Source organism: Cupriavidus sp. FW305-26, assembly GCF_058787975.1.
The window spans coordinates 1-9995 of sequence record NZ_JBYTAH010000127.1; the positions used below are offsets into that span (position 1 = coordinate 1).

Below are 9995 nucleotides of genomic sequence, written 5' to 3' on the forward strand. Positions count from 1 at the left end.
GGGGGACAAAGGGCGCCGGTCAGGGCGTGGTGGTGCCGCGCTCGCGCAGCTTCTGGAGATACCGCTCGAAGGACTCGCGCGAAGCGGCCTCGGCTTCGATCAGCTTGACCAGCGTGGCGCGCAGCGCGTCGATCTCGGCCGGCGTCAGGCAGTGCAGGAAGCCCGCTTCCAGCTCGATGCCGAGCGGCTCGGCGCGCCGCACCAGGTCGACGCCGGCCTCGCTCAGGAACAGGCACACCTGGCGCGCGTCTTCCGTGCTGATCTCGCGCTGCACCAGGTCGCGCTTGACCAGCGCGCCAACCAGCTTGGACGCCAGCGTCTTCTCGATCGCAGACTGCTGCACCAGCTGGCCCATGGTGATGCCGGGCGTCGATCCGATCATCCGCAGCAGGCGGATGTCCCGCAGCGAGACCCCGAATTTCTCTTCATACACGCGCGAGCCGCGTTCGCGCGTGCGCTCGGCGGCCATGTCGAGCAGGATGTTGATGTAGTCGGACTTGAGCCGGAGAGCGCGTGGCATGAATAGATGAAAAATTCGATAGTTGAAAATTTCAACGAATAATAGTGACCGGCGAGGGGGCTGGGCCATGAGGGATTTCCCGGGGTAGGGCAATGCGGCGCTGCGCCATGCCTGGCAGGACTTGGCCCGCGCCGCGCGGGAATCACGCCGGGCGGGGTGCTGGCCTAGACTGCGTTGGCATCCCTCGCGCACCGCACTCCCGCGGGCACCACAGAAGGGAGCCAGAACAGGAGACACACCGATGCAACACCGTTCCGCACGGCTGCGCGCAGCCGTGGCCGCCATGCTGCTGGCGGCCATCCCGGCGGCAGTCTGCGCCGCCGATTCCGCCTCCGCCGAGCCCTATCCGTCGCGCCCGCTCACCATCGTGGTGCCGTCGGTGGCGGGCAATGTGAACGACGCCGTGGCGCGGCTGATCGGGCAGGAACTGACCAGGAGCTGGGGCCAGCCGGTCATCGTCGACAACAAGCCTGGCGCGGGCACCACCACGGGTACCAAGTACGTTGCCCGCGCAGCAAAGGACGGTTACACCGCGCTGTTGACCTTCACTGCGCACGTGCAGAACCCGTCGCTGTACCGGGGTATCGGCTATGACCCGATCGCGGACTTCACGCCGGTCAGCGAGGTGGCGATCTCGTCCACCATCCTGGCGGTGTCGCCGGACTTCCCGGCGCGCACGCTGCCGGAGGTGGTGGCGCTGCTCAAGGCCAATCCCGGCAAGTATCCGTACGGGTCGTATGGCGCGGGGACGACCGGCCATATCCTGGGAGAGTTGCTCAAGCGCGAGGCCGGGCTGCAGATGGAACACGTCGCCTACAAGGGCGGCGCGCCGCTGGCCACCGACCTGGCGGCCGGCCATGTGAAGCTGGGCTTTATTGCCGTGGGCACGGCCATGCCGCTGCTGCAGGGCGGCAAGCTGGCGCCGGTGGCGATCGCTGGCGCGGAGCGTTCGGCGCTGCTGCCCAAGGTGCCGACCTTCCGGGAGGCCGGCTACAAGGGCTTCGAGCCCGATGCGTGGATGGGCCTGCTGTTCCCCGCCGGCGTGCCGAAAGCACGGGTCGATGCCCTGTCGCGCGAGGTCGCGCGCATCGTGCACCTGCCGGAAATCGCGAAGAAGATGCAGGAACTGAACCTGGTGCCGGTCGGCAGCACGCCGGAAGCCTTCGCCACGGTGATGAAGAACGACCGCGACAAATGGAGCCGCATCATCAGCGATGTCGGCATCACGCTCGAATGACAGGAGTCCCGATGCAAGAGACCGATTACCTGGGGCTGGTCTGCTCCCGCTGGTGCCACTGGAGCGAGCTGGAACTGCAACGCCTGCCGCGCCAGCCGCTGGCGCCGGGCCAGGTGCGCATCCGTGTGCGCCATGCCGGCGTGGGCTTTGCGCTGAGCCTGTTTGTGTCCGGCAAGTACCAGCGCAAGCCGCCGCTGCCGTTCATCCCCGGCACCGAGGCCGCGGGCGAAATCATCGAGGTGGCGCCTGATGTCACGCGGCTGCGCCCGGGCCAGCGCGTGGCCGCGGCGCTGGACTGGGGCGGCTTCGCCGAGGAAGCGGTGGCCATGGCCGACACGGTCTATCCGGTGCCTGACGGGCTGGAGCTGGCCCAGGCGGCGGCGCTGCCCATCACCTATGGCACGGTCTGGGCGGCGCTGGCCTGGCGCGCCGCGCTGCAGCCGGGCGAAACCATGCTGGTCCATGGCGCCAGCGGCGCGCTGGGCACGGCCGCGGTACAGGTGGGCCGGTTGATGGGCGCGCGCGTGATCGCCACCGCCAGCACCGAGGCCAAGCGCGAGGCGGCGCTGCGCAACGGCGCCGCGCATGCGCTGCCGTCCGACGCGGCCACGCTGGCGGCAGCGGTCAAGGCGCTGTGCCCCGCGGGCGGGGCCGACGTGGTGTTCGATCCGGTCGGCGGCGATCTCTTCGACGCCTCGCTGCGCTGCGCGGCGCCGGGCGCGCGGCTGCTGTCGATCGGCTATGCCAGCGGGCGCATCCCGGAGGTGCCGGCCAACCTGCTGCTGGTGAAGAACCTGACCCTGATCGGCTTCAACTACGGCTACTACATCGGCTGGGGCCTGACCGACGAGCGCCGGCGCTTTGCGCAGCCGGTGCAGGCGATGGTGGCCGAGATCATGCAGGCGGCAGCCAGCGGCAAGCTGGCGCCGCCCGTGCTGCAGCACTTCCCACTGAGCGATTGGCTCAGCGCCGTCGACACCACGATGTCGCGCCGCGCCATCGGCAAGGTCATGCTGGATATCTGAACGGAGGGCACGACATGCACCATGCACAAGCGGCAACGGACGATGCCATGTTCGACGGCCTGACCGTGCTCGACCTGAGCCAGGGCATCGCCGGCCCGTACTGCGGCCTGATCCTGCGCCAGCAGGGCGCGCGCGTGGTCAAGGTGGAGCCGCCGGGAGGCGACTGGTCGCGGCAGATGGGACGCATCCGCGCCGGCCAGACCGCGATCGCGGTCGCCTGCAACGCCGGCAAGGAGAGCGTGCTGCTGGACGCGCGCAGCGACAGCGGCCGGGCCGCCATCGCCAGGCTGGCGCAGCAGGCCGACGTGGTGATCCAGAACTTCCGCCCCGGCGTTGCCGAGCGCATGGGCGTTGGCTACGAGGCGCTGGCCGCGCGCAACCCGGCGCTGGTCTATGTCTCGATCTCTGGCTACGGCCATGCCGGCCCGATGGCGAACATGCCGGCGGTGGACACCACCATGCAGGCGTTCAGCGGCCTGATGCACCTGAACCGCGACAGCGCCGGCCAGCCGCGCCGCATCGCCTTCTACATGGTCGACCTGAGCACCGGGCTCTATGCGGCCCAGCATGCGTCGGCAGCGCTGTACAAGGCCGCGCGCAACGGCCGCGGCCGGCACGTGCGGCTGTCGCTGCTGGAGACCAGTGCCGCGCTGCAGTCCTACCTGATGGTGGATGACGCCATGTTCCCCGATGCGGAACTGGCCGTGGCCAATGCGCCCACCGGGCTGTTCGATGCGGCCGATGGCCGGCTGTACCTGAGCATGCTCAACGACGCCATGTTCGTGCGGCTGGCAACGCTGCTGGGTTTCGACGACTGGCTGGCCGATATCACGCTGCACACCAGCGCCGGCCGTCTGCCGCGCGCGGCGGAGCTGGGCCGGCGCGTGGCGCAGGCGATTGCAGCACAGCCGCTGTCGCATTGGGAGGCGCTGCTGACCGAGCACGATGTGCTGTTCGCGCGCGTGGGCCATGCACGGGACCTGCCGCAGAGCGCGCAATGCGCGCAGGCGGGCGTGTTCGGCCGGCTGCCGCTGGCTGGGATCGGCGAAGTGCCGTGGGCCAACCTGCCAGGCATGGCAGGATCGGAACGGCCGGCAGGGAATGCGCCGGCGCTGGGCCAGCATACCGAAGCGGTGCTGGCGGAGTTCGGCATCGGCACCTGAAAGCGGCGCCGGAAAAGAAAAACGGACGGTGCGCAATGCGTACCGTCCGTGTTCCGTTGTGCGTTGGTAGGCTCGATTGGACTCGAACCAACGACCCCCACCATGTCAAGGTGGTGCTCTAACCAGCTGAGCTACGAGCCTAGCGAAGGCGCGAATTATAGAGACGCCTTTTTGATTGCGCAAGCATCCTCGCCAACTTTTTGTGTGGATGCTTGCGCTTGTGCCGTGCGCGGCGCGTCAGGCGCCGGTGATGCGGTCGCGCAGTTCGCGCTTGAGCACCTTGCCGATGGCGCTGCGCGGCAGGCTCTCCACCTCATGGATCGCGGCCAGCCGCTGGGTCTTGCCCAGGTGCTGGTTGGCCCAGGCCAGCACGTCCTGTGCCGTGGCGCCGCCGCCGGCGCGCAGCGCGACGAAGGCCACCGGGGTCTCGCCCCAGCGCTCCGACGGCACGCCCACCACCGACACATCGGCCACCGCCGGGTGTTCGCGCACCACCGCCTCGAGATCGCTCGGGTAGATGTTGAAGCCGCCCGAGATGATCATGTCCTTCTTGCGGTCCATCAGCACCAGGAAGCCGTCTTCGTCAAAGCGGCCGATGTCGCCGGTGCGGATAAAGCGCTGGCCCTGCGCGTCGTGCCACTCGGTCTCGGCGGTTTTTTCCGGCTGGTTGTGGTAGCCGTTCATCATCGCCGCCGAGCGGCCCACCACTTCCCCGGTGCTGCCGGGCGGCAGTTCGCGGCCCTCGTCGTCGATGATGCGCACGTCGGCACCGGTGGCGGGGCGCCCCACGGTATGCAGCTTGTCGGGGAACTGGTCGGCGAACAGCAGGCAGCCGCCGCCGCCTTCGGTCATGCCGTACAGCTCGGTCAGCGCGCCCGGCCAGCGCCGCAGCACTTCGGCCTTCAGGGCGGGGCTGAACGGCGCGCTGGTGCAGAACTTCTGCTGGAAGGACGACAGGTCATGGCGGTCGAACTCCGGATGCGCCAGCAGCCGCTGGTACTGCACCGGCACCAGCATGGTGTGCGTGGCGCGATGCTGCTGCGCCAGCGCCAGGTACTGGCCCGCATCGAACTTGGCCATCAGGATCGCCGTGCCGCCCAGACCGATGGTCGGGAAGAAGCTGGCCAGCGTGGTGTTGGAATACAGCGGCGTCGACAGCAGCGTGATCGCATGCGTGCCGTAGCCGGTGGCGGCGCCGCGCGACACATGGGCCCAGCGCATGCCGTGCGACTGCACGATGCCCTTGGGGGTGCCGGTGGTGCCCGAGGAATAGATGATGTTGAGCGGCATCTCCGGGCGGATCCCGGGCTCGGTCACCGGTGTGCCGGCGGGTGCCAGCCAGGCCTGGTACGGCTGGCCTGCGTCGCTGCCGTCCAGCGTGACGATGGGCGTGGCGGCCAGCTGGTCGCGCACGGGCTGCAGCACGTCGGCCACGGTGGCATCCGTGAACAGGATGCGCGCTGCCGCGTCGGCAACCATGCCGGCCAGGCCGTCCGGCGTGGATGACGGTGCCAGCGGCGCCACGACCACGCCTGCGCGCACCGCGCCCAGGTACACCGCGGCGTATTCGATCGAGGACGACGCGCAGATGGCGATGGCCTCGCCGGGGCGCACGCCGTCGCGGGCCAGCGCCGCGGCAATGCGGTCCATGGCGGCATCGAGGCCGGCATAGTCGAGCACGCGCTCGCCATGCATCAGGGCGCGCTGCGTGGGGCGCTGCGTGGCGTGCTCGCGCACGAGCACGGACATGGTGGTAAAGGGGCGTTGGAGCGGGGTCGGTTGGGTCATGTTCGGCAAGGGAATGCGGACGCCGGCCTGGCGGCGCCCGATGAGCAATGATGGATCGAAGCAGTCTTACTGGATCTGTGCGCCGGAGTCCTTCACCACCTTGCTCCAGCGGTTGATCTCGGCGTCGATATGGGTGCGCAGCGCGGCGGGCGTCGAGCCCACCGGCTCATAGCCGTTGGCGGCCAGCGTCGCCTTCAGTTCGGGCTGGCGCAGCACCGTGGCAATCTCGGTGCTGAGCCGGTCGATCACGGGCTGCGGCGTGCCGGCCGGTGCCAGCATCGCGTACCAGCCGGTGATGCTGATGCCCGGCACGCCGGCCTCGGCCAGCGTCGGCACCTCGGGCGCGACCGCGGCGCGCTGGCTGCCGGTCACGGCCAGTGCGCGCAGCTTGCCGCTCTTCACATGCGGCAGGGTGGTGGAGATGCTGTCGAAGGTCAGCTGGACCTCGCCCGACAGCATTGCCGTCACCACTTGTGCGCTGCCTTTGTACGGAACGTGGGTCATCTTGATACCCGCGACGGAATCGAACAATTCGCCCGCCAGGTGGCCGGTATTGCCGTTGCCGGCCGAGGCGAAGGTCAGCTTGCCGGGCGCGGCCTTGGCCTCGGCAATCAGCTCCTTCACGTTGGTGGCCTGCAGCGAGGGGCTCCCGGCCAGGATCATCGGCAGGCTGGCCACCAGCGAGACGGGCGCGAAGTCCTTGCGCGTGTCATAGGGCAGCTTCGGGTACAGGCTGGCATTGATGGCATGGGCGGCCAGCACCATGATCAGGGTGTAGCCGTCGGGCTTGGCCCGCGCCAGCGCCTGGCTGGCGATGGTGCCGCCGGCGCCGGGCCGGTAGTCCAGCACCACGGGCTGGCCCAGGCGCTCCTGCAGCCTGGCTGCGACCGGGCGGGCCAGCAGGTCGGCGCTGCCGCCCGGCGGGTAGGGGATCAGCAGCTGGACCGGGCGCGATGGCCAGGTCTCGGCGCTGGCGCCGGACGGCAAGGCGGTTGCGGCCGCGGTGGCCAGCATGCCGGCCAGCCATGCGCGGCGGCCCCAGGCGCGGCGCCGGGATGCGATCAGGGATGCCATCAGCTTGTCTCCTCGTTATGCCGGCCGCGGGCGCAGCCGTTGTCCCTTGTCGCCAGGTCGGGCTGGGATGTTGGTGTTACAAACGGTAAAGGTGTAAGCGCGCCAGCGGAATTCTTAAATCGATAAGTCTGGCTTTTTGCAAGCGAAGCGATAGGCGGCACCGGTGCGAATGGCTGTGTCCGGCGGTCGGCTACAGCAATAATCTTTGCGAATGAGGAGATTTTGCCAGCCGGCTGTGTTCAGAGGCTTGAATCTTTGCAATCAGGGAGATTTCTTGATTTCCTCGCCTGGAAACACTAAAGTCTTTGCAATCAAGGAGATTTTTGTGCCAGTGACCCTCACCGAACCCGGCGATATCGGCGCCTTCGTGCGCGCTGCCCGCAAGGCGCAAGGCCTGCGCCAGGACGATGCCGCAGGCGCCATCGGCGTCAGCGAGAACTTCATGGTGCGCGTAGAGAACGGGGCCGAAGGCATCCAGTGGGGCAAGCTGTTCCAGGTGCTGGAAGGGCTTGGCCTGCGCGTGGTGGTGGATATGCCGGAGGCAGCGGCCCCGCTGGTAGCGCCTGAACTCGCCAAGCTCAGGCAACGCCAGGCGCGCAGCCGCAACCGGCGCGCAGCGGTCAAGGGAGGCGACCAGCATGGCTGAGCGCGTACTGGTCGCCAGCATCAACGGAGCGCCGGTCGGCGAGCTGCATGAAGCCAGCGATGCCTGGTCATTCCGCTATGACGCGGAGTGGCTGGGCAACCCGCACGCCTTCGCCCTGAGCCCGGCGCTGCCGCTGCAGCGGGAGGCGCTCGCCGATGGCAGCACGCTGCGGCCGGTGCAGTGGTACTTCGACAACCTGCTGCCCGAGGACGGCCAGCGTGCGCTGCTGGCACGCGATGCCAGCATCCGCAACGAGGCCGATGCCTTTGCCCTGCTGGCCCACTATGGGGCGGAATCGGCGGGCTCGCTGACGCTGCTGCCGCCCGGCCGCGGGCCCGCCACCGCGCCGGCCCTGCGCGCCTTGAGCGATGCCGCGCTCGACGCCCGCATCCACAGTCTGCCCAGCGTGCCGCTCACGCATGGCGCGGTCAAGCGCATGTCGCTGGCCGGTGCCCAGCACAAGCTGGCGGTGGTGCTGCGGGACGGCGCGCTGTTCGAGCCCGGCGCGGATACGCCGTCCACGCATATCCTGAAGCCGACCCACCAGATGCAGGAGATCTATCCGCATTCGGTCATCAACGAGTGGTTCGTGATGTCGCTGGCCGCGCGGCTGAAGCTGGAGGTGCCGCCCGTGCACCGGCGCTATGTGCCGTCGCCGGTCTACCTGATCGACCGTTTCGATCGCCATCTCACGCAGCAAGGGCAGTGGCAGCGGCTGCATGCGATCGATGCCTGCCAGCTGCTGAACCTGCCGCGCACCTTCAAATACGACCAGGGCAGCGTCGAGCGGCTGGCGCAACTGGCAACGCTGTGCCGCGCCCCGGCGGTGGCGCGGGCACGGTTGTTCGACTGGCTGGTGTTCAACATCCTGGTGGGCAATTCGGACGCGCACCTGAAGAACCTGAGCTTCCTGGTGTCCGATGCCGGCATTGCGCTGGCGCCGTTCTACGATTTGCTCAGCGAGGCGGCTTACGCCACCCGCACCTATGACAAGACCGGCTGGCCGCAGGCGCACCGCTTTGCCTGGCCGGTGCTGGGGGTGGAGTTCTACAGCGATTTCTCGCGCGCGCTGGTGCTGGAGGCAGGGCGCGCGCTGGGCCTGACCGGCGTGACCGCCGAGCGGCGGCTGGACGCCATGCTGCGCGGCATCGGGCCGGCCGCGCAGGCGCTCTATGAGCAGGCCGAGCAACAGAACGCGGCCATGGCGCGGGAGCGCCCGGTGCTCACCGGCGGGTTTGCCGGCGAACTGGCCTGCCTGCGCGTGATCCGCTTCACCATCATCGCCGACATGATCAGGGCGCTTGCCGCAGCCTGAGTCTGGCTAATGACTGGTGGGATGCGGCTGGCTGAAGAAGTAGGGCACCAGCGCGGCGGCAATCAGCAGGCCCGCGGACAGGAAGATCGCCGCATAGGTGGAAGGCAGCGGCCAGCCGCGCACATGGCCGGCATTGGCGATCAGCCCGTAGCCCCATGACGTCAGCGCCGATCCCAGGAACACAAAGGTGTTGAGCAGCCCCAGCCCGCGCCCGCGCCGCGACGGCGTGATCAGCCCGCGGCCCTGCGCCATCACCAGCGGGTGCAGCATGCCGATGGTCGACAGCAGCGCCATCATCGCCACGCCGTAGCCGATGCCGCTGTCCGGCCATAGCGCCAGCAGGAACGAGCCCGACATGGCAAAGCACGACCAGCCGGCGATGGCGGTCTTGAGCGTGTTGCGGCGGACCAGCACCGGCAGCAGGAAGGCGGTCAGGAAGCCGGCCAGGCTCAGCAGCGCCAGCGCCACTCCGCGCGGCGCCGAGCCCAGCCCGAACACGTCGGCCAGGTAGGGGCCGCTCCAGGCATTGCGGAAGGCGGTGCCGGCGGACATCGCCACGCACAGCGGAATCAGCGTCCACAGCGGCGCCAGCTTCAGCAGCTGCAGGCTTTCCGACAGCATCGCCGGCCACGACGCGCTGCGGGCCTCGGCATGGCCCTGGTCGCGCACGAAGCGCCACACACCATAGCAGGCCGCGACCATGCCCAGCGCCGATACCGCCATCGACGGGCGCCATCCGATCAGCGAGATGGCCCAGCCCAGCGGCGCCGTGGCACACAGCGCGCCGATCATGCCCATGGCATTGGAGCGGCTGACCACGCGGGTGTAGTCGCGCTCGGACAGCTGCTCGGAGGCGAAATGCAGCAGGCCCATGAAGACCGGCGCGCATGCCAGCCCCAGCCCTACCTGCGCCAGCGTGGCCGCCGCGCCGTTTGGCGCCAGCACGAACAGGATCGACGACACCGCGCCCACCGCCAGCAGCAGCGCGGTCGGCCGGCCCACGCCGTAGCGGTCGAAGGCAATGCCCACCGGGATCTGCGTCACGGCAAAGGCCAGGAAGAACGACGAAGACAGTGCGCCAAAGCCCGCCGGCGACAGCCCGAAATCATGCTGCAGTTCGGGCGCCATCACCGCCAGGCAGGAGCGGAAGAACTGGCTGAGCGCAAAGGCGAACGTCAGCAGGGCGATACCGCGCGCGGCGTGCGCTGCCGGGGCATGGGCGGGCAG

Annotated in this window: 9 protein-coding genes and 1 tRNA gene; 5 read left to right on the plus strand and 5 right to left on the minus strand. The window is 69.1% G+C overall.

The window, feature by feature from the left end; genetic code table 11:
* Positions 1-19 precede the first annotated feature (19 nt).
* Positions 20-520, minus strand: coding sequence for a MarR family winged helix-turn-helix transcriptional regulator (locus AC3WQZ_RS34770; protein ID WP_234788219.1), 501 nt, complete (start codon positions 518-520; stop codon positions 20-22).
* Between the two features lie 241 nt (positions 521-761).
* On the opposite strand from AC3WQZ_RS34770, the gene AC3WQZ_RS34775 reads away from it, so the two are divergent.
* The 3 genes from AC3WQZ_RS34775 to AC3WQZ_RS34785 are packed head-to-tail and all read left to right on the plus strand — an operon-like array spanning position 762 to position 3945.
* The gene (locus AC3WQZ_RS34775) at positions 762-1757 is read left to right on the plus strand and encodes a Bug family tripartite tricarboxylate transporter substrate binding protein (protein ID WP_058697991.1); all 996 of its coding nucleotides are present in this window, start codon (positions 762-764) and stop codon (positions 1755-1757) included.
* 11 nt (positions 1758-1768) lie between these two features.
* On the plus strand, positions 1769-2782 hold the full coding sequence (locus AC3WQZ_RS34780; protein ID WP_492302085.1) for an NADPH:quinone oxidoreductase family protein: 1014 nt from the start codon (positions 1769-1771) through the stop codon (positions 2780-2782).
* A 14-nt stretch (positions 2783-2796) separates the two neighbouring features.
* On the plus strand, positions 2797-3945 hold the full coding sequence (locus tag AC3WQZ_RS34785; protein ID WP_010814190.1) for a CaiB/BaiF CoA transferase family protein: 1149 nt from the start codon (positions 2797-2799) through the stop codon (positions 3943-3945).
* A 64-nt stretch (positions 3946-4009) separates the two neighbouring features.
* Here the strand turns inward: AC3WQZ_RS34785 and AC3WQZ_RS34790 are convergent.
* The 3 genes from AC3WQZ_RS34790 to AC3WQZ_RS34800 all read right to left on the minus strand — a co-directional run bounded on the left by AC3WQZ_RS34790 (position 4010) and on the right by AC3WQZ_RS34800 (position 6807).
* Positions 4010-4086 (minus strand) — tRNA-Val (locus AC3WQZ_RS34790).
* Positions 4087-4182: 96 nt separating this feature from the next.
* Positions 4183-5733 carry a class I adenylate-forming enzyme family protein gene (locus AC3WQZ_RS34795; protein ID WP_037024903.1) on the minus strand — a complete coding sequence of 517 codons (1551 nt, stop codon included), beginning with the start codon at positions 5731-5733 and terminating at the stop codon, positions 4183-4185.
* Between the two features lie 66 nt (positions 5734-5799).
* On the minus strand, positions 5800-6807 hold the full coding sequence (locus AC3WQZ_RS34800) for a tripartite tricarboxylate transporter substrate binding protein (RefSeq protein ID WP_010814188.1): 1008 nt from the start codon (positions 6805-6807) through the stop codon (positions 5800-5802).
* Between the two features lie 325 nt (positions 6808-7132).
* On the opposite strand from AC3WQZ_RS34800, the gene AC3WQZ_RS34805 reads away from it, so the two are divergent.
* Together AC3WQZ_RS34805 and AC3WQZ_RS34810 are read left to right on the plus strand one after the other, a co-directional pair.
* Positions 7133-7453 carry a helix-turn-helix domain-containing protein gene (locus AC3WQZ_RS34805; protein ID WP_037024885.1) on the plus strand — a complete coding sequence of 107 codons (321 nt, stop codon included), beginning with the start codon at positions 7133-7135 and terminating at the stop codon, positions 7451-7453.
* Positions 7446-8768, plus strand: coding sequence for a HipA domain-containing protein (locus tag AC3WQZ_RS34810; protein WP_492302087.1), 1323 nt, complete (start codon positions 7446-7448; stop codon positions 8766-8768). Before AC3WQZ_RS34805 ends, AC3WQZ_RS34810 begins: the two co-directional genes overlap by 8 nt.
* A 6-nt stretch (positions 8769-8774) precedes the next feature.
* Here AC3WQZ_RS34810 and AC3WQZ_RS34815 read toward each other — a convergent pair whose 3' ends face one another.
* Positions 8775-9995: an MFS transporter gene (locus AC3WQZ_RS34815; RefSeq protein ID WP_492302089.1), complete on the minus strand. Its 1221-nt coding sequence runs from the start codon at positions 9993-9995 to the stop codon at positions 8775-8777.

What these genes read in the sequence shown, in the direction of transcription:
- AC3WQZ_RS34770 (WP_234788219.1), bottom strand. Translation starts at nt 520, where the DNA reads ATGCCACGCGCTCTCCGGCTCAAGTCCGACTACATCAACATCCTGCTC.
- AC3WQZ_RS34775 (WP_058697991.1), top strand. Translation starts at nt 762, where the DNA reads ATGCAACACCGTTCCGCACGGCTGCGCGCAGCCGTGGCCGCCATGCTG.
- AC3WQZ_RS34780 (WP_492302085.1), top strand. Translation starts at nt 1,769, where the DNA reads ATGCAAGAGACCGATTACCTGGGGCTGGTCTGCTCCCGCTGGTGCCAC.
- AC3WQZ_RS34785 (WP_010814190.1), top strand. Translation starts at nt 2,797, where the DNA reads ATGCACCATGCACAAGCGGCAACGGACGATGCCATGTTCGACGGCCTG.
- AC3WQZ_RS34795 (WP_037024903.1), bottom strand. Translation starts at nt 5,733, where the DNA reads ATGACCCAACCGACCCCGCTCCAACGCCCCTTTACCACCATGTCCGTG.
- AC3WQZ_RS34800 (WP_010814188.1), bottom strand. Translation starts at nt 6,807, where the DNA reads ATGGCATCCCTGATCGCATCCCGGCGCCGCGCCTGGGGCCGCCGCGCA.
- AC3WQZ_RS34810 (WP_492302087.1), top strand. Translation starts at nt 7,446, where the DNA reads ATGGCTGAGCGCGTACTGGTCGCCAGCATCAACGGAGCGCCGGTCGGC.